The organism is Fimbriimonadaceae bacterium (genome assembly GCA_019638795.1).
Lineage (GTDB): Bacteria > Armatimonadota > Fimbriimonadia > Fimbriimonadales > Fimbriimonadaceae > JAHBTB01.
Genome location: JAHBTB010000008.1, coordinates 1 through 17,972, shown reverse-complemented (window position 1 = coordinate 17,972; position 17,972 = coordinate 1). Strand labels below are relative to the sequence as shown.

The following is a 17,972-nucleotide window of genomic DNA, read 5'->3' as shown; positions in this document are numbered from 1 at the left end:
AGAATCGTCGCCATGGTCGTCTTGCGTCCGTTCACGGTCGAAGACATCGGCTCCGTCGTGGCGGTCCAGAACTTGGACCCGGTCACCTACCGGCTTGACGAGGCGGAACTCCGTGACGACCTCCAGACGCTCCCTCCCCACCTGGTCCCCCACATCGTGGTCGCGGACGACGCCGGTGAGGTCGTCGGTTGGTCGGGCCTCCAGGCCGACGCCGGTAGCTACCACCCCAGGCACGTCGTCGTGGAACTCTTTGTCCGCCCCGACCGACGCCGCCAAGGGACCGGGGGCCTGCTGTTCGACCGTGTACTCGCCGACGCGGCCCGGTCCCAGTTCGAAAGCCTGAGAGTCCAAGTCAGGGAAAGCAGGGCCGGTGCGGTGGCCTTTGCCCGGGCAAGGGGCTTTGAGACAACCAAGAAGGACTTTGTGTCGGCTCTCGACGTGACTAGGTTCGACCCTGTGCAGTTCACCCAAAGGGTCCCCGTGACCGTCGTCCCCTTCGACCAAGTCGACACACCGGACCTCCGGCGGGCGTGGCACGCGACGTTTTCCGAGGTCAGGATGGACGTCCCCCGGGCCCAGCCCCCGTCGCCGATCGACTTTCCCTTCTTCGACCGACAGGTGGCCGGTCACGCTGACCTCGTCCGCGAGGCGACGTGCTTCGCCATAGACCATGGTGGACTGGTCGGGTTCACCGGGTGCTTCCGCACCGAGACGGCGGGAGAGGCGCACCAGTGGCTCACCGGCGTCAAGAGGAGCCACCGTCGCCACGGGATCGCCCTGGCCCTCAAGGTGGCGAGCATCACCGCCCTCCAGAGACTCGGCTTTTCTCGCGTCCTAACCGACAACGACACCCTGAACGAGCCGATGTTGACGGTCAACGGACGGCTTGGCTTCGTCCGTGGCCCGACCGTCCTCAGCATGGTGAAGCGGCTCAGAACCCATCGGCCGGTCACACCCGCCTAGAGATCCAATCGGTTTCGATGCCACGGGCCATCAGCAACTCGGACAACTGGCCGACATGCCCTTGGACATGCCGACGCTGAGGATCTCGTGCTCAAGCTTGGTGATCTCCTTGTACCACGGGAACCCGCTGTCGTCAGTGTCGAGATCCAAGGCGTCAACGGTGGGGTCTACCAAGCCACGGACGTGGTCGATGTACTCCACCACGTCGGCCCTCATATATGGCTTGATCTCTTCTGCGTCCTCGACCCACAAATTGGCGGCCTGGTCACGTTGTTTGGGCCAAGGCTCGAATGACGCCTCGCCTTGCCCCAGGTACAAGTGACCGTAGAATGCTGCGTGGTAGGAAATACGCCAGAACGTCCGAGGAAACACCCCAGTGAGCCAAAGGTCGTCGGGACACTTCTCGACGCACTCGCGTAGCATTCTGAATGCGGCGTGGTACTGGCCCTTGAGCGCAGATCGGACATCCATCCCCTGATGCTAGCACTGGTCAGGTTCTTCGCACCGAGGCGACGACACGCCGGACCTCGTCGTCCACGCCGTCGGACGCGACGGCGCGACCGGCCGAGCAGTAGGCCATGAACTCGACCAAGGCGGCTTCGAACGCGCGCCAGAAACGAGGCCCAAGGTCGCCCGGTTCCCAATGCCAACGGCGCACTTCAAGGACGCCATGCCGGGACCAGAACTCCACCCTTGCCACCAAGCGGTCGCCGTAGGCGACAGGCAAGACATAGTAGCCCCAGCGTCGCTTGGCTTCGGGCACAAACACTTCCCAGGCGTACTCGAAATCAAACAGTTGGTGGACGAGCTTCCGGTCCCACATAAATGGGTCGAGGGGGGCGACGAAGACGACGCGGGGTTCGGGAGGGGGGGCGTCCAGAAGGGCGAGAAACTCGTCCGTGGCGTACCCGGTCGTCCCGGCCAAGTCGACCGGAGTCAGGAGACCGTCTTCGACGAGTTCCAAGACGACCTGCTTCCGTTGCTTGGCGTTCACGCGGTACGACCAGACCTCGGGAGGTGCCTGGGGCCGCAAGAGTCCGGCGGCCCGGTGGCGCTCCATCACCAACTCCCGGACGGCGGTCTCGTCGTCGGGCACCGGCTCGTTCCCGAAACCCGGTGGCACGACTCTCTCGGCCAGGTCGTAGACATGCTGCCCACCGTTCCGGCGGCACGTCATGACCTGCCCGGTCGACCACAGGGCCTTGATCGCCGCCCTGGTGACGCTCGAACCGTCCCAACTGCCGTTCCACTCGGGGCGCCGTTCCTGGTAGACAAAGTCCTTACTGGCCAGGGGCCCCCGGTCTTTCAGTTCGGCCATCACCTCGCGCAGGGCTTGGGGGTGCTGGGCGGCGACCCGGTCGTAGTAGCGGGCGTTCCACCGATAAAAGGCGCGCCGCCAACCCCAACCGGACCAGGGGACGAGCGACGCCATCTTGTCCCAGCCGTCGTGGAGGTAGTGGTCGTCGTAGGCGTACTTTTGCCAGTCCCCGACCTTGTAGCCCGGCAGGCGCGCCTGGATAGCCAGGTCGTGGTTGCACCCGCACGGGGCCAGTGGGTCGATCTGGACGCTGCGAACCCGGTCGAACACCTCCTCCACCGAGTCAGCCAAGGCAAAGTGATGGTGGGCGAGCGCACGCCTCAACTCCGCCTTAGACAGCCTCAACGATTCAGCCAGAAGTTCCCCCCGCGTCAGGGTCTGGACTTAGGCGGCGGTATGGGCTCCACCGGCTCCACCGGAACCACTGTCACGGGCTGGCTGGCCGGTTCGGGGGCTCGGCCGAAATCGTTCAACTTCTGCACGACGTCGATCCCAAAGAGCTGCTTCACCTGCTCCAAGAGAGGCAGGGCCGCGGTCACTCCGCCGCCTCCTGCCCGAGGGTCGATCATCGTCACCTTGTCCACCGTGGTCTCGGGGATCGTCGCCGTCAAGGCGTTGATCACCGACGTGAGCTTTTGGGTCAGCAGGACCTCCCGTGCGCTTGGCCCGGCCTTTTCGTAGGTGTCGACCAGTTGGCGCAGGGCTTCGGCGCGGGCCCGGCCGTTCTCAATGATCGCGGCGGTCTGGGCGCGGGCGCTGGCCTCCGACGCCTCTTGGCTGGCCTTGGCCGGAACGACCACGTCGGCCTCCAACTTACGCCGGACCTGTTCGATCCGCGCCTTCTGGACGTCGAGGTCGGCCTTTGACTGCGCGACAGCGGCCATGACCTGGGCTTTCTCTTCGGCGACCAGCGCTTCGCGACGGGTCAGCGTCTCGGTCAGGCGTCGTTGGGCGTCGGCTTTGGCGATGTTCGTGTCCGCCTCGATCTGGGCCTTGCGCTGTCGCTCCAGGTTCTCGGCCGTCTGGATGTCCGAGTCGGCCCGGGCGATGGCCTCGGCGATTCGCGCGGTGGCAATGACTTCGGCATTCCGCTTGCGACCGAGACTGTCCAGGTACTTGACCTCGTCCTGGACGTTCTGGATTTTCATCGTGTCGACGACGAGCCCGAGGGCGGTCATGTCCTGTTCGACCTCTTGCACCAGCCTTTCGGCAAAGAGCAGCTTGTCTTCGTTCACCTGCTCCGGGGTCATCGTGGCCAAGATGCCGCGCAAGGAGCCTTCCAGAGTCGCCTTGGCGATCGCCATGATCTCTTCGCGCGTCTTGCCAAGGAACCGTTCGATGGCATTGTGGATGAGCGGCTCGTGGCCGGCGATCTTGACGTTGGCCACGCCCTGGACGGTCAAGGGGATGCCCCCTTTCGCATAGGCGTTGACCGCTTGGATGTCAATGCCCATGTTGGTCAGGTCCATGCGGTCGACCCGTTCGAGCAAGGGCACACGGATGCCCCGGCCCCCCTTGATCAGGCGGTAACCAAAGCTACGGGCGCCCTCCTGCTGCCTGCCGCCCGAGAAGATCAGCACCTCGTTCGGCGCACAGATGTAGATCAGGCCCTTGATGGCCATGAAGCCGATGAAAACAAAAAATACAAGGACGCCAAGGGCGATGATGGCCACGTTCACGATTGCTTCTCCTGCTGGGCCTGTCCTCGGCCCGAGATCGCGGCCGGGATGTTGATACCGGTCGAGACGTTGACCGCCTCGAAGATCGAACCGAGCATGGCGGGATAGCTGCTGACGTATCCCGAAAGAGTCTTGCCGTCACCGCCGTCGATCATCGAAAGTCCGTCCACCTTGACCTTGGCGACGCCGGCCGACGCGCTGGCAAGGATCTTCTCAAAGTCTTCGATCAAGTAGATCGTCAGGGCGCTGTTCCCCGCCTCGCGCCAAGCCGCGCTCAGCACCTCTAGGGCCTGGGACGCGGCGATACCACGCTCGCGCAGGATCGCGGCGTCACCCTTCGCCTTGTACTCTTGAGCCCTCTGGGCCGCGGAGGCCGGCAACACCTGTTCGGCCTGCAGGCGTAGGGACTCAAGTTCGGTACGGATCTGCTGGAGTTCTTGCTCGGCGATCGCCCGAGCCTCACGGGCGGCGGCGAGGGTCCGTTCTTCCTCGGACTTGACCTGGGCCTCCAGGTCTGCCTTGACACGCCGCAGCTCGTTCTCCATCGCCGAGATGCTTGCCTCGACGTTGGCCTGGATGACGTTAGCCCGGCCACGGTTCTCCGCCTCGGCTTGCTCGGCCGACCGCTGGGCGTCGCTCTCCGCGATCTCGGCGTCACGGATCACGTTGGCGATCGCTTCCCTACTCCGAGAGTCCAAGTAGTGCTTGTCGTCGCTGATGTGCTGGATCTTAAAAGTGTCTAGGTGGATGCCGAGCTTCTTGAGGTCTTGCTCGCTCTCCTGGCTCAGCTCTTCGGCGAACTTGAGCCGGTCTTCGTTGCACTCTTCCGGAGTCAATTTGGCAAGGACGCCGCGGAGGTGCCCTTCCAGCGTCTCCTTGGCGACCCGCCTGATCTCATTGGGGTTACGGCCCAAAAATCGCTCGATCGCGTTGCCGACGACCACGGGGTCGCTGCTGATCTTGACGTTGGCTATCGCGTCGACGTTGAGGGCGACGCCACCCTTGGAATACGCCCCACGGATGGCGATGGGGACTTCCATGATGTTGAGGCTCATCCGGGAGACCGTCTCCAGCACGGGGACCTTGATCCCCCGACCGCCGAAGATCGCGCGGAAACCGCGGGTGCTGCCGTCGGCAAGCTTACGCTTGCGTCCCGAGAATATGAGCACCTCGTTCGGCGGGCAAATGTAGAGGATGTTGCGGAACAAGGCGACGAACGCCAACAGGGCGATCAGAATCCCGCCGGCCGTAAACAGCGCCGGCATCAGGTTGGGTGTTTGCAATTGGTCAAGTCCCATCAGCTTGTTGTCACCTCGACGTGGTCGTCTCCCAGTATGTTCTCTCTTCGTGCCACCACGGCCTTGTCGTCGGCCATCTCCAGCACCACGACGGAGGCTCCCGGGTCGATCGTCTCGCCGTCCTGGGTGACGGCGAGGACATCGAGGATGTCACCCTTCACCGACAAGCGGATCCGCCCCGGCGTACCGCCACGGATCGTGACCATGACTTCGGCCTCCTTGCCCAGCATATCGGTCTGGCGGGCCCCGCTCGTCGACTCGGAGACACGAAGGGCGCGGATGAGCATCGAGACGGCGAGCCCCGTCCCAAGTCCCACGCAGCCGGAGATGATGCCCGCCCAAGGTTCAGGGGTCTTGGCGAGGAGGGTCAAGAGAAGCCCGGTCGTGCCGAGTCCGGCAAAGAAGTAGATGTAGAACCGGAGGCTGAAAAAGGGCAACCAAGCGCCGTGGACGTCAGTGCCGGAGTCATGGTCGGCCGTGACCTCATGATCGACCCCGACCTCGTGGTCAGCGCCATGGTCTGCGCCCAGAAAGCTGAGCAAGACCAAGACGCCGGCCACTAATGCGGACGTGACGTATAGAAGGAACATTCCTCGGGCACCCCTACGCCCCGCATTGTAACACGGCCAGGTTCAGGCGCCGGTTGCGCGGGGCCGGGCGGCGCAGGCCGCCCGGCCCCGTCACTATGTCACTGCACGAGCCAGGTGGTCTGGTCGAAGCTGACCTTCCACGGGAACTCGGACACCGGCCCGGACGCCTTGTAGGTGAACTTTGCCTTCACTTCCTTGTTCGACGCCTTGATGAACCGGGCCGGGTTGGTCGGGCTGACCTCGACGACGGTGTCCGTCTTGGGTTGGCTCCGCGAGTCGACCTGGACATAGGCACCGGCGACGTAGTCCCACAGTTCGATGGTCTGGACCAACCCTGACACCGACGCCTGGGCCTCCACCCGCACCTTGAACGTGGTCGGGTTCGAGGTCGGCGACGTGCCGGTGACAATCAACTGGACGGGAGGCTCGGCCTTCGTGAGCACGAGGCCCTGCTTGGCGACGAGCCTTTGGTCGTCGCTGTTCAGCAACTCGCTCAGCCCGCCGGAGACAAGGGTCCCGCGGAACAGCTGGTACGACGAAGGCGGCACCGACGTCAGCGACCCGAAGGAGATCTGGCGGTCGACCGATGTCGCCATGCCCGCCCCGTTCGTGTAGGTCGCGCGGAGGTAGTACGTCGTCCCCGAGGCCAACGAGAGTCCGGTGAGGCTGACGTCGGTCGATTCCGTGACCATCTCGGTGTCGGGATAGACGTCCTGGCCACCCAGCGTCGTGCCGATCCGGAAGGTAAGGCTGTCGATGCTGCTCTCGGTGTCGTAGCCCCACTGGGAAAGGGCGACGGTAGACGACGTGACCGAATTGACGGTGAAGACCGGGACGACCGGCGGGTTCGAATCCCACGGGTCACCACCCGACCAAATGTCGAGTCCCGTCGCGTCGCTGCCTGCACTGACCAACGCCTTCTTTGTCTTGCTGTTCCCAAACGGGGCGGCGGTGACGTTGTAGGTGCCGGTCGGCATACTGTCGAACCGATACGTGCCGTCGGCCTGGGTCGTCGTGGAGAAGATCGTGCCGCCGGTCGTCTTCTGGGCCCGTACCTGGACATTGGAGACCGGCGTCCCGCCAAAGTAGACGATGCCCTCGATCGACCCGACGGTCGCGCCACGCGGGTTCCCGTCGAACATCAGGCTGTAGGCGTCCAGACTCCCGTATCCTTGATAGGGCTCCCATGCGCCGAACGGCGCGCCCATCGCCCCAAACGCTGTCCTTTCGAGGGCGCGATAGGCGCGGATGTTGACGTGGCCCTGGTTCTGGCGCAGGCCAAACCGCCCGTAGTAGAGGGCGGCGGCACCGGCCACCTGCGGGCACGCCATCGAGGTCCCCGCAAGGTAAGCGTAGTTCAGGTTGTACGGCGGGTAGAGAACGCCTTGGGAGCTCAGGTCGTACAGGCTCCCCGGGCCGCCCGGCACACGCATCGCCGTCGACCAGACGAATTGGATCAGGAAGAAGTCTGGGTCTTGGACAATGTCGCCGCCGGGGGCCGCGATGTCGACATAGTGGCCAAAGCCCGCATAGGTCGATGTCGCGGGGAAATAGTCGGGGCCGTTCGCCTCGACCGCCAAGGCTCCGCTGCAGGCGGCCGGATAGATCGGGCCGAGGTCGCCGCCCCCGTTACCGTTCTCATTGCCTGCCGCGATGACGAGGCTTCCCTTCTGCCAGGCGTAGGTGACGGCGTCTTGGAAGGCCTGGGAGAAGTTCTCCGTTCCCAAGCTCAGGTTGATGATGTCCGCGCCGTTGTCGGCGGCGTAGTAGATCGCGCCGGCCGCGTCGGTGTCGGTGCCACCGCCGCTTTGGTCGATGATCTTCAGGATCATCCCCTGGGCGTTGTAGCCCAGGCCCGGCACACCGTGGCCGCTGAACGCACCGTTGTTGGCGGCGGCCAAGGCCAAGCCGGCCACGTGGGTCCCGTGGCCGTTGTCGTCGTTCCAGGATAGGCCGTCGGGAGCGCCGAAGCTGAAGTGGCGGCTCAGCGACCAGTTCAGCTGTCCGCCTCCGGCCGTGTCGGTGGTCGACCCGCCGGCGTTGATGAAGTCGGGGTGGTTCTGGTCGCAGCCGGAGTCGATGATCGCGATGATCGGCCCGTTCGGCTTCGTCAACGACGTGTAGTAGGTACCGGGGTAAATGTCCCACGCATTCAGGGCGTCGGTGTCCACCAAGTTCCACATCCGGCGGAACGACGGACTGACGTCGCCTAGGTCGAGGACGACCTCCGGGTCGGTCTCCTCGACCGGCCAGTCGGCGTCGTTCGGCTCGTTGATCAGCGTGTACACCTTGTTGACCGGTTCGGCGCAGACGACCATCGGGTCCTGCATCGCCTCGCGCGCGGCCTGGCGGGGATCGACCGACTTCGGGATCAGCCAAACACTCCATCCGCCCGGTCCGACCCAGTTCATGAAGTGCGACCCGCGGGGGAGTCCGGTCAGCCGGGCCTGGCTTTGCCCCTGCCGGAGCTTGACCCGGAGTTGCCCCCTGACGATCTCGTTCTTGGCCCCGACGGGGACGCTGGGGCGGTTCTTGAAGAAGGCGCAGGAAACGGCGGCTGTCGCCACCGCGAGAGTAAGAGACAGGAACCTAAGCTTCATAGGTGAAAAACTCCAGATGACTCGTTAGTATAGGGCCAACGACCTCGTAGTGTCGCTAGTTTTCCGACCGACATCGCCCCCGTCAGGTTCCCAGGTAGGTGGTGGTTTCTGATCAATTCTTGTCAGGTGGACGCGGACCGAGCTCTTGGCGCACCACGTCGAGGGAGGGTCCGACATACTTGTCCGCCTTGTCGCCCTTCCCCTCGACAAACGGATGGCCGTGGGCGTCGAACTTCACCAATTCGACCTTGGCGAGCGTTGACTGACCCGGCACGGACCAACCAACCCAGCGGGCGTCCATCCAGCCGACCTTGGCTTTCGGGCCGAGGGTGGCGACGCCTCCGTCGACCTTGATCTCGGCGGCCCGGTGCGCCTCGTAAGCCGCCATGTCCGCGTAGGGCGGCTTGCTGGTCACGTATTGGATCGTGAGCAGCCCGCCGAGAAGACACGCGGCCAAGACGCCGATCCACGCCATGTTCACCGGCTTGCCGGGTCGTACCGGCTCCACCTTCGGCACGATCAGATGGAAGACGAGGACGCCCACCAGATAGAGGGTGCCCGCGAGGATGAACGGCGGCGCATAGGAGCCGGCCTGGACGGAGGCGCCGATGAAGAACTGGAAGGCGGCCGCCCCGGTGACGCCGACGGCGGTGATGACGCCGACCGCCATGCCCACGGCCCCTTTCGGCAGGGTGTCGGAGAGCAGTGTGTACACATTGCTGCTCCATCCCTGGTGGGCCGAAGCCCCCAGCGCGATGAGGGCGACGGCGACCCCCACCATGCTCGCGGGCATGAGCCCGACGAACATGATCGGCAGGGCGCAGACCCCGCAGACCGTCATCGCCGTCTTGCGCGCCCGGCCGACAGACCAGCCCCGCTTGATGAGGGTGGAGGACAGCCAGCCGCCTCCTACCGCGCCGACATCGGCGAGCAAGAAGACGGGCGGGATCGCCAGGGCCATGAAGGCGGGCGGAAGGTGGTACTGGTCGGTGAGAAACTTGGGCAGCCACGTGATGTACAGCCACCACGGCGCTTCGGTCAACGCCTTGGTGACAGCCACCCCCCACAACGGGCGCATTCCCAACACCTGCGCGTAGGTGAACGTCTCGGCCGGCGGGTCGTCGTCACTCTCGATATGGGCCAGTTCGGCCGCCGACACCTTGCTGTGTTCCGCGGGACGGTGGTAGAGCCTTGACCAAAAGAAGATCCACACCACGCCGATGCCGCCGAGGACGGCAAAACACGCCTGCCACCCCCAGTGCAGGGCCTCGGTGAGGAACGGCGTCGCCACCGAGGCGAGGACAAAACCGATGTTCGAGCCCGAATTGAAGATGCCGAAGGCGGTGGCCCGTTCCTTCTTGGGGAACCACTCACTGACCGCCTTGGTGCACCCGGGAAAATTGCCCGCCTCCCCGACCCCCAGCAACGCCCGGACAAAGGCGAACGAACCGAGGTTGCCGATCAGAGCATGGGCCATCGACGCCAGGTTCCATAGCATGAAGGTGACGCCAAGACCTTTCTTGACCCCGACGCGGTCCAGGAAACGGCCGACGAACACCATGCCAAAGCCGTAGGGCAAGAGGAAGCAGACGTTGATGAAGGCGAGGTCCAAGGGGCCAAGCCTGAGGTCGCCCTCAAACTTGGGCACGAGGAGGGCGTAGATCTGGCGGTCCAGGTAGTTGACCGTCGTCGCGAAGAAGAGCAACGCGGCGACGGTCCACCGGACGCCGGACATGGGCGGCAGGGTCGGGTCGGTCTTGCTCCTCATCGCGTCTTGCCCGTGGGAGGCCCTTGGGGCCGACTCAGTCTAGCCCCATAGCCCGCCGGGCCGTCACAAAACGCGACGCCGACGCACCAGGGCCAAGGCACCGCAAGCCAGCACCGCCAATGAGACCGGCTCGGGCACCGCACCAGGGGCGAACCCTGAACCCGTCAGGAAGTAAGGCCCCATATTGAAGTACTTCGAGGAGGGTTCCCATGCGGAAACGTACGCGCCATAGCTGAGGACCTGGGCGTAGTAGGTGCCCATGGCGAGTTGGCCGCTCCAGTGGTGGACGAGGGTGGTGTTGTCCTCGGTCGATGTGCCGATGTAGTTCCCGTTGGCGTCGTAGATCTTCAACACCGACCGCATCGTCGCGCCGGGGTCGGCGACCCCTGGGGCCAGGAACTGCGACCCGTCGTGAGCGGTCAGGTTCACCGTGCCGCCTGCCGCGTTGAACTTGAAGAAGTCCGTCGTGTAGACGTCAGGGCTGTATCCGGACTCGGCGGTCGGCATGATGAACCCCTTCGAGACAGTGGGGTCGACGGTGCCGTCGTCCAGCACGGCGAGGGCCGAGGCCGTCCCAAACGAGTGGCCGACACCGCTGTCCAGCAGCGGCCCGATGTTCAGGTTGCCCTGGAGCATTTCGACGTCGTTCGCGTTGGTGCCCGGCTTACCACGGCGCCATGTCCCACGCTGGGAGTAGTAGCTCGCCCCCATGATCGGAGCGTAACTGCCGTAGCCTTGGGCGTTGTTGTTGGTGCTGTATTCGTTGCCGTTATGCTCGTCGTGCTGGTGGGAAAGGCGCAAGTGGTGCCCGTCCTCGTGAACCGCCGCGGCCGCCATGGTCTTGGGCGCAGTCCCCGAACCGTTGACAGGAAAGACCCAGTTTGTCCGGCGACCGTTGGTCGTCGTCGCTTGCTGGGCGATGCCCACGTAGGAAACCCCGCCCGCCGCGCCGTACCAGTTGTACGTACCGCCCAAGATCGTGTGGGTCATGTACTGGTGCCCGTCATAGAACGTCTTCCGCTGGCTGTCGGTCATGCCCGACCCGGCCGGGTCGACCGTCGTGACGTTGATGTTGAACCCGACGTAAGCGGTCGCCACCCGCGCCCAAGCTTCCTTGATGGACGAAACCTCCGCATTGCTGAAGGTCGTGGCGTCGCTGTCAAGGGTGTACGCCGGCACGTTGCCCGGCGTCCGGTTTGCCCACGTCCCGCTGTAGTTGAACCCGGTGAAGTTAAGAAAGACGGTGTAGCGGGCCCCTGGATTGCTGCTCAGTTGGGGCGCGACGGGGTGCTGGGCCAGCGCCGACGAGGCGGCGAACATGGCGACGGCAAGCACGAAGACACGACGGGACAAAGAACGATATGTCAAGAAATCCTCCTCGAACGCCCGCAATTATACGGACATTCTCCAAGGTGTCAACCCTGGCGGAGAAACCCTGACCTCAGGGTCCGGCGGCTACTCCTCGCGGACCGGGCAGGTGATGACCTTGCCGTAGATGCCCGAACGGTCGAAGCAACACACCTTCTTTTTCCCCTTGGCCAGCATGTCGCACATGTTCTCGATCCGCTTGAGGCGCGTCTCCGCCTTCTTGGCGGTGTCGAGCCAATAGAGCCAGTCCGTCCTCGTCGCGGCTGAGATACTTTTCCACAACTCCAGGGCCTTGGGATTGTCTTCGAGGGCGGCGGCCACCTCGGCGGGGACGTCCGGCTCGGGCCAGTCCTTGGACCGGACAATCTCGACGTCTACGGCGTCACCAGCGACGGCCATGGCAGGGGTCACCTTCAAGTAGTGCCCTCCCTCGCCGTCCGGCCACGCGACCGACAGGAAGTCGGCACCCGCAACCTGCACCCTGACGGCGACCTGGTTCCGGGTCGACAAAGCGTCACTGACTCCCTGCGGGAGCCTCAGTATCCGGAACGGCTCGCCCGGGGCGGCGTCCTGGACACGCCCACTGAAACGCATCGGACTGGCTACGGTGGCCATCGTCACCCTATTCTGACCGAACATTGGCCTTGGCCCCAAGGCAATAATGCCGCATGGACGCGATCGTACTGGCCAAACAGCAAGCCCAGGCCAACATGGAAATGTTCCTCCGCAACTTCTCTCATGTGCCGGACGACAAGCTCGACTACCGACCGACACCGACATCGAAGTCTCCCTTGAGGGTAGCCGCCCACACAGCCCTCTTCTCCGGCCGTTTTGCCGCAATGATCCGTGACCGTAAGCTGCCGGCTCCGGACACCATGGACGAGTGGGTGGCCCAGTGTGAGGCGGAGGAGACCGCCATGACCAGCCGGGACCAGGTCGTGACGGCGTTCCGTGCAGGTACCGCCGAAGTCATCGCCGCCCTCGACGACTTGACGCCGGAAGACGTCGCCATCGAGTTGGACTCGGGTCAAGGTTGGACCATGACCATGGGTCAGTTGATCAGACTGCCGGGATGGCACGCCACCCTGCACACCGGGCAGATCGACTACCTCCAGACATGCTGGGGCGACCAACAGGTCTACGTCGGCTGACTTGGCAGGCTGAGCCCGTGCCGGACGGCCGCCTCAAGGACGTCTAGGTCGATATCCTCGGTCGATTTGAACTTGATGCAGTAGCCCGTGACGCTCGCCTTGCCCAACGACGCGCCGTAGGTGCGGGCCAGGTACGTCTTGTCGTCAAGACCGAGGACGTAGACGGAGACGCCGGTCTTGTTGGGGCTCAGGCCCACCCGATAAAACTCCTTGGTCTTCCCGTCGGCGTACCGGATGAGGTAGGAACCATAGCCGACACTGGGGTTCGCCACCACCTTGCCTGATTCGTCCCGGCCGTCGTGAAACCAGAGTTTGGCCGACGGTGCCACCGCCCGGAACAGCGCGTGCAACCGTCGCAGTTCACTTTGTTTGGGCTCGCCTTGGCTGGCGAGAAGGGCCTCGACCTGCCGTTCCGTGTCCATGCCCCCATTCTGCACGTGACCCCTGCCCACCCGGCGGTGGCATAAAGTGGTATATCAAATGCCAGTTTATGCGTTTGACCACCCACACCGACTATGGCCTGCGCCTGCTCATGCTCAGCGCGGACGCCAGCCCCGAGGCGGTCTCGATCAGTGCGGTCGCCTCCCAGTTGAATGTCTCGAGAAACCATCTGATGAAGGTCGCCCAGAACCTCGCCAAGGCCGGGCTCCTAGAGCCCGTGCGCGGCCGCTCCGGCGGGTTCCGGCTCGCCAAACCAGCCCACGACATCCGCGTCGGCGACGCCGTCCGGACGCTGGAATGCGAGACCGCCCTGGTGGAGTGCATGCGCGAAGCGGTCTCGGGTTGCCCGCTCGTCGGCGGGTGCCGGTTGCCCAGCTTGTTCCGCCGGGCGACCGCCGCCTTCTTCCACATCCTGGACGGCAGCACGCTGGACGACCTCATGCGCGGCAACTCCCAGATCCTCAAGCTGGTGGAGGCGCGATGAGGATCGAAGTCGCGGCGCACCAAGCCCTGGAGACACGGGCCCAACTGCAGGAACAGGCCCGTTCCATCGGCATCTCGGAGGAGTATGTGTCGGTCTTGGTGGACGCCTTCTACGACAAAGTGCGCGCGCACCCCGAGCTTGGCCCCGTCTTCGACGAGGTCATCCTGGACCACTGGCCGGAGCACCTGGTCCGGATGAAGCTGTTCTGGAACTCGATCGCCCTCCGCACGGGCACCTATCGGGGCAACCCCATGGTCGCCCACACCGCCCTGACCAATGCCAAGCCCGGACACTTCCCGATCTGGCTCGACCTCTTCCGCCAGACCCTGGAAGAGACCGCCCCTAACCCAGAGGTGGTCGACTACTTCATGGGCTATGCCGACGTGATGGGAGAGCGGCTCTCCAAGGCGATGTTCTCATGAGAAACGCTCCCTGGGTGCAGCGTGTGGCGCTCCTTTGGGCGGGTGTCGTCCTCGGGTGTTCCTTCATCGCGACTCCGGCCAAGTTCCAGGCCGCGTCGTTGTCGCTACCGACCGCGCTGGAGGTGGGCCGGGTCACGTTCCGCTCCATGGTGATGGCCGAGATTGCCTTGGTCGTCGTCGGCGCCGGCCTGGTCCTGTGGCTTCGGCAACGCCGCCCGTTCTTCTGGCTGGCCGTCGCCGTCCTTGCCGTCCAGTGGGTCGGCGTGATGCCCCTCCTCAACGCCCGCACCGACGCGGTCGTGGCGGGGACGCCCGTCAGCGGCCCACCCTGGCACGTCGCGTATATCCTACTGGAGACGGTGAAGATCGTGCTCCTCTTTGTGGTGGTGCTCCGGGACGGCGGAGGAAAGCGTGCTGAAGCTCAAGCGGGTGTATGACCCGCCGGGCCCCGACGACGGGGTTCGGGTCCTTGTCGACCGGCTGTGGCCACGTGGCGTCTCCAAAGAACGAGCCGCACTGGACCTCTGGCTGAAGGACATCGCCCCGTCCGACGGCCTCCGTCGGTGGTTTGCCCACGACCTCGCGAAATGGCCTGAGTTTCAGGAGCGTTACCGGCTTGAGTTGCAGGCGAATGATGAAGCGGTCTCTCGCCTGCGCGATTTGGCGTCAGGCCAGACCGTCACCCTCCTCTTCGGCGCTCGGGACGAGGAACATAACGAGGCGGTCGTCCTTCGCGGCTTCCTCGGATCCGACGGGTGACTGTCGAACGAGCATTATGGGCGCGACGGTCACCGTGCCGAGAGTCCTTCAGCGAAGAGCGGGCTGGTGCACCGAAGTGTACGCGCTTAGAACTGTTCTGGGCGCATAACCCCTGGTATCATGTAGACAGATGGCTAGATGCACAGCACCGGTACACGGTCACCGAACAGCTAGTGGTAGAGCTAATTGTCCTGCATGCGGCGGCAGTGGTCCCGGTTACGGCGGATATGGAGGTTACAGCTCTTACTCATCCCCGTCCTACCCGTCGGTTGGGAGCGGTGGAGGCACTGGTGGAAGCTCCAGAAGTAGTGGCGGGTCGAGCCGTAGCACAAGGCCGCGCTGGTCGCGAAGCGGTTCGACTCAGTTGTACACGCCTGCCGAAGTGGTGTCGCTCACACCAGTCCGCAATAGTGTCGAGAGCTTAGCGACGAAGCCTGAACTACGGGACGTCTTCCTCTGCCACGCGTGGGACGACCGACAAGGCGCCGCCAAGGAGCTTCACGATCTACTCGAATCGCGAGGCGTCTCGGTCTGGTTTAGCGAGAAGGACGTTGCTCTGGGCGTGCCGTTGATGCGCGCCATCGACAAGGGATTGGCGAACTCGCGAATCGGGATCGTGCTGGTGACCCCAGCACTATTACGCCGCCTTCCGGCGGAGGGCATTGCCGACAAAGAACTTTCTGCCCTCCTTGCACTTGACCGTCTTGTTCCCATCGTGCACGAGACGACTTACGAAGCTCTCCGCGATGTGAGTCCTCTACTCGGCTCGCGAAGTGGCCTCAGCACTGCCGAAGAGCCGATGGCAGACGTCGCCGCCAAACTCGCCGAGCTAGTAGCCGTCTAGCTCTCCCTGCCAAAATGCTTGTATGAAAGTGGAATCCAAGGAGCAGTTAGAGCTGTTCGTCCAGAAGGCGGATCGCGTTGAACGGTCTGCGTACCTCAAGAAAGTGGTCGAACACGAAGGGACGCAAATCAAATTTAGCTGGACCAAGGGAGTTGGTGGCGGATTCTCCCACAACTTCCCTGAAGAAGAAGCCATTGACGCACTCATGTTGACCGCTCGAATGTTTGTCCAAAACAACGATAAGGTCTCATTTGGCAGCCTTTCAAAGTTGATTGATGATCCAGACATAAGTGATGGTTGGAAAGCCAGATTCACTGAGGTTAGGCAAAAACTCAACGCCTTCTTGGATGGAAACTCAATTCTCAACATAGACGGCAAAATATATTCACATCGCGAAATCTTCGAGGTGTTTCTGTATGGACACTTGGCTCATTCGAACGCTGAAAAAGCGAAGCAGTATGCACTCTGGAGCGGAAATCCCCTTGGGTTCCCTATGATTGAAGCCGAGTTTCATTGGACCGTGACTGAGCTTCTCCGTGCGGTTGCATACCTTGCTTACTTCACGCGGATGGAACTTGCTGGTGATGAGATTTCTCTTCCCGTCTAATGATTCAACTTGGAATGTACTCACTCGAAATCCATCGCTCTGTCCCAAAATTCCGGTAGGCCCAACTGATGAGAGCCCTCGTTGACCTCACCGTCTCTTGCACCGTGGGAGATCAACTCCACCAAATCGAGCTTGCTCGGCAGGAGGTAGACGCGTCGAAACCCATGGATGATTGGGCAGCCTACTATCCTCAGAATCCAAATGAGGCTCTGCAAATCCTCATTTGGTCAGCGATAGCAACCAAGCTTCAAACGGTTGACTCAGTTGCATTGCACGAGATTGGGCATTCAGGAAGGATCTTGGACGCTCCGCTCTGAACATTTTTCCCAAGGCGAAGAGAACCGAACCCAGTTCGCACGAGGGTCGGTCAGCTGACAATGCATCGCGCAAGGTCGTCGAGGGTGCCGAGTTCGCTGTGAAAGAACTCAAGCGGTGAGTTGCCGCAATCTTAGGCGTCTCGTAACATGTCCGGTAGGTCATGGATCGACATGCCGTAGTTCGACTAGCAAATCAGATCCAGCTCCTTCATCCAGTCATGAAAACTCATCCTGCGTCAACCTCATGATGGAATCCGCCGCCAGGGAGAGGCGGGTCAAAGAGATCGAATGGGTTGCCCTCCACCATGACGGCGAAGGGAGTGAAACCATATTCTCCCCCGATGAAGCTAACGGCGCAGATCGCAGCGACGACCGCTTCGTCAGACCGGAGTAGTTTGAACCTGAAAGTTCAAGGCCCGTCCGGTGTGAAGGTAAATGTAGGTTCAAATTGAGATGGTACACCGAAGTGGACGCACTTAGAACTTTTCTGGGCTGCTAGCCAAGCGGAAACGGCCAGTCAGTGCCCGTCGCCAACGACATGAACCGGAGAAATGCAACAGTGAGCCATGCGTACGCGACGGCCTTGGCGCAAGCGAAGATGAAGCTTCGGATCATGCTCTCATCCTAGCCCTCCCAGTCACACGGATCAATACGAGAATGGCTCCAGCGGGAAGCTGGAGCCAGGTTAGGAAAGGATCAGCCGAGACAAGTCCTCGACTGTCCCAAGTTCACCATGGAAAAGTTCCACGGCTGAGGTGCCGTCATCGTAGGCGTCTCTGAAGCACACGTCGGGCAGGTCGGAAATGCTGAGACCCCAGGTGCCGAAGCAGAGCGAGTCTAGTTCACGCCGAGAGTCGCCGTACCTCCAGGAGTGCTACGTCGCCGTTCTCAAATGCACGTCGCAGAGTTTCGAAGTTCGCTTTGTCAGCAGATCGGAGCACAGCTCGCCCCCACTTGCACACAGGTCATGGTGTCCATGACTCGACGATCTCATTGCGAACTGATGCCGGGCAAAACTGTGCTGATGCCAGAGGATTATTGAAGGGCGTAACTGCTCAACGGTTACGCCTGTTTGCGTAACAACCTCAGGGCAAGCTCAGAACCAAGTCATTTGGAGCCGTTTGAGTTGTCAATTACTGCTTTAAGGTCGAGATCACGAACCGGGAGATACTTCAGGATCAGTCTGGCACTATCAATTAGAATTGGCGGTAACTCCACGTACTTCGAGTCCACAATGCTCTGTGGGTACACAATGAAGCCTCGTCCATTCAGACTCCCAATGTCAGTCATCCAAAGTGGAAACATGATATGACTTGGACATAGCGACCATCGGATGCGCCGCGTGAGTGTTGCGAGATATGCT

18 protein-coding genes are annotated in these 17,972 nt (G+C 62.8%); 8 read left to right on the top strand and 10 right to left on the bottom strand.

Going from position 1 to position 17,972, the window contains the following annotated elements; genetic code table 11:
- Positions 1-12 precede the first annotated feature (12 nt).
- Complete coding sequence (locus KF857_10110; protein MBX3112349.1) at positions 13-963, top strand: GNAT family N-acetyltransferase; 951 nt, start codon at positions 13-15, stop codon at positions 961-963.
- Between the two features lie 30 nt (positions 964-993).
- Here KF857_10110 and KF857_10105 read toward each other — a convergent pair whose 3' ends face one another.
- From KF857_10105 to KF857_10065, 9 genes are all read right to left on the bottom strand, one after another.
- The gene (locus KF857_10105; GenBank protein MBX3112348.1) at positions 994-1,434 is read right to left on the bottom strand and encodes a hypothetical protein; all 441 of its coding nucleotides are present in this window, start codon (positions 1,432-1,434) and stop codon (positions 994-996) included.
- 19 nt (positions 1,435-1,453) lie between these two features.
- Positions 1,454-2,605 (bottom strand): YcaQ family DNA glycosylase, encoded by a 1,152-nt coding sequence (locus tag KF857_10100; GenBank protein MBX3112347.1) that lies wholly within the window; start codon positions 2,603-2,605, stop codon positions 1,454-1,456.
- A gap of 47 nt (positions 2,606-2,652) precedes the next feature.
- Positions 2,653-3,960 carry a hypothetical protein gene (locus KF857_10095; protein MBX3112346.1) on the bottom strand — a complete coding sequence of 436 codons (1,308 nt, stop codon included), beginning with the start codon at positions 3,958-3,960 and terminating at the stop codon, positions 2,653-2,655.
- On the bottom strand, positions 3,957-5,225 hold the full coding sequence (locus tag KF857_10090) for a hypothetical protein (protein ID MBX3112345.1): 1,269 nt from the start codon (positions 5,223-5,225) through the stop codon (positions 3,957-3,959). The genes KF857_10095 and KF857_10090 overlap by 4 nt, the downstream gene beginning before the upstream one ends.
- A gap of 32 nt (positions 5,226-5,257) precedes the next feature.
- Entirely contained in the window at positions 5,258-5,848 is a 591-nt protein-coding gene (locus KF857_10085; protein ID MBX3112344.1) for an NfeD family protein, read from the bottom strand.
- 98 nt (positions 5,849-5,946) lie between these two features.
- The gene (locus KF857_10080) at positions 5,947-8,448 is read right to left on the bottom strand and encodes a S8 family serine peptidase (protein ID MBX3112343.1); all 2,502 of its coding nucleotides are present in this window, start codon (positions 8,446-8,448) and stop codon (positions 5,947-5,949) included.
- 112 nt (positions 8,449-8,560) lie between these two features.
- On the bottom strand, positions 8,561-10,216 hold the full coding sequence (locus KF857_10075) for an MFS transporter (GenBank protein ID MBX3112342.1): 1,656 nt from the start codon (positions 10,214-10,216) through the stop codon (positions 8,561-8,563).
- Between the two features lie 63 nt (positions 10,217-10,279).
- Positions 10,280-11,569: a PEP-CTERM sorting domain-containing protein gene (locus tag KF857_10070; GenBank protein ID MBX3112341.1), complete on the bottom strand. Its 1,290-nt coding sequence runs from the start codon at positions 11,567-11,569 to the stop codon at positions 10,280-10,282.
- Between the two features lie 102 nt (positions 11,570-11,671).
- Complete coding sequence (locus KF857_10065) at positions 11,672-12,199, bottom strand: DUF1905 domain-containing protein (protein ID MBX3112340.1); 528 nt, start codon at positions 12,197-12,199, stop codon at positions 11,672-11,674.
- 53 nt (positions 12,200-12,252) lie between these two features.
- Here KF857_10065 and KF857_10060 point away from each other — a divergent pair, with 53 nt between their 5' ends.
- Positions 12,253-12,735 (top strand): DinB family protein, encoded by a 483-nt coding sequence (locus tag KF857_10060; GenBank protein MBX3112339.1) that lies wholly within the window; start codon positions 12,253-12,255, stop codon positions 12,733-12,735.
- On the opposite strand, the gene KF857_10055 is transcribed toward KF857_10060, so the two are convergent.
- On the bottom strand, positions 12,723-13,157 hold the full coding sequence (locus KF857_10055) for a DUF1801 domain-containing protein (protein MBX3112338.1): 435 nt from the start codon (positions 13,155-13,157) through the stop codon (positions 12,723-12,725). The genes KF857_10060 and KF857_10055 overlap by 13 nt on opposite strands.
- 68 nt (positions 13,158-13,225) lie before the next feature.
- Between KF857_10055 and KF857_10050 the strand changes: the two genes are divergently transcribed.
- From KF857_10050 to KF857_10025, 6 genes are all read left to right on the top strand, one after another.
- Positions 13,226-13,660, top strand: a complete 435-nt coding sequence (locus KF857_10050; GenBank protein MBX3112337.1) for an Rrf2 family transcriptional regulator — start codon at positions 13,226-13,228, stop codon at positions 13,658-13,660.
- Positions 13,657-14,082 carry a group III truncated hemoglobin gene (locus tag KF857_10045; GenBank protein ID MBX3112336.1) on the top strand — a complete coding sequence of 142 codons (426 nt, stop codon included), beginning with the start codon at positions 13,657-13,659 and terminating at the stop codon, positions 14,080-14,082. The genes KF857_10050 and KF857_10045 overlap by 4 nt, the downstream gene beginning before the upstream one ends.
- Entirely contained in the window at positions 14,079-14,519 is a 441-nt protein-coding gene (locus KF857_10040) for a hypothetical protein (GenBank protein ID MBX3112335.1), read from the top strand. The genes KF857_10045 and KF857_10040 overlap by 4 nt, the downstream gene beginning before the upstream one ends.
- Positions 14,494-14,841, top strand: coding sequence for a DUF488 domain-containing protein (locus tag KF857_10035; protein MBX3112334.1), 348 nt, complete (start codon positions 14,494-14,496; stop codon positions 14,839-14,841). Before KF857_10040 ends, KF857_10035 begins: the two co-directional genes overlap by 26 nt.
- Before the next feature lie 130 nt (positions 14,842-14,971).
- On the top strand, positions 14,972-15,685 hold the full coding sequence (locus KF857_10030) for a toll/interleukin-1 receptor domain-containing protein (GenBank protein MBX3112333.1): 714 nt from the start codon (positions 14,972-14,974) through the stop codon (positions 15,683-15,685).
- 22 nt (positions 15,686-15,707) lie between these two features.
- A complete protein-coding gene (locus KF857_10025) occupies positions 15,708-16,292 on the top strand; it encodes a hypothetical protein (protein MBX3112332.1) in 585 nt (194 codons plus the stop codon).
- Positions 16,293-17,972 lie beyond the last annotated feature (1,680 nt).

Excerpts from the sequence above, each read along its gene's own strand:
- KF857_10065 (MBX3112340.1), bottom strand. The coding sequence starts at position 12,199 with ATGGCCACCGTAGCCAGTCCGATGCGTTTCAGTGGGCGTGTCCAGGAC.
- KF857_10030 (MBX3112333.1), top strand. The coding sequence starts at position 14,972 with ATGGCTAGATGCACAGCACCGGTACACGGTCACCGAACAGCTAGTGGT.
- KF857_10110 (MBX3112349.1), top strand. The coding sequence starts at position 13 with ATGGTCGTCTTGCGTCCGTTCACGGTCGAAGACATCGGCTCCGTCGTG.
- KF857_10105 (MBX3112348.1), bottom strand. The coding sequence starts at position 1,434 with ATGGATGTCCGATCTGCGCTCAAGGGCCAGTACCACGCCGCATTCAGA.
- KF857_10055 (MBX3112338.1), bottom strand. The coding sequence starts at position 13,157 with ATGGACACGGAACGGCAGGTCGAGGCCCTTCTCGCCAGCCAAGGCGAG.
- KF857_10025 (MBX3112332.1), top strand. The coding sequence starts at position 15,708 with ATGAAAGTGGAATCCAAGGAGCAGTTAGAGCTGTTCGTCCAGAAGGCG.
- KF857_10060 (MBX3112339.1), top strand. The coding sequence starts at position 12,253 with ATGGACGCGATCGTACTGGCCAAACAGCAAGCCCAGGCCAACATGGAA.
- KF857_10040 (MBX3112335.1), top strand. The coding sequence starts at position 14,079 with ATGAGAAACGCTCCCTGGGTGCAGCGTGTGGCGCTCCTTTGGGCGGGT.
- KF857_10075 (MBX3112342.1), bottom strand. The coding sequence starts at position 10,216 with ATGAGGAGCAAGACCGACCCGACCCTGCCGCCCATGTCCGGCGTCCGG.
- KF857_10090 (MBX3112345.1), bottom strand. The coding sequence starts at position 5,225 with ATGCCGGCGCTGTTTACGGCCGGCGGGATTCTGATCGCCCTGTTGGCG.
- KF857_10050 (MBX3112337.1), top strand. The coding sequence starts at position 13,226 with ATGCGTTTGACCACCCACACCGACTATGGCCTGCGCCTGCTCATGCTC.
- KF857_10080 (MBX3112343.1), bottom strand. The coding sequence starts at position 8,448 with ATGAAGCTTAGGTTCCTGTCTCTTACTCTCGCGGTGGCGACAGCCGCC.
- KF857_10045 (MBX3112336.1), top strand. The coding sequence starts at position 13,657 with ATGAGGATCGAAGTCGCGGCGCACCAAGCCCTGGAGACACGGGCCCAA.
- KF857_10085 (MBX3112344.1), bottom strand. The coding sequence starts at position 5,848 with ATGTTCCTTCTATACGTCACGTCCGCATTAGTGGCCGGCGTCTTGGTC.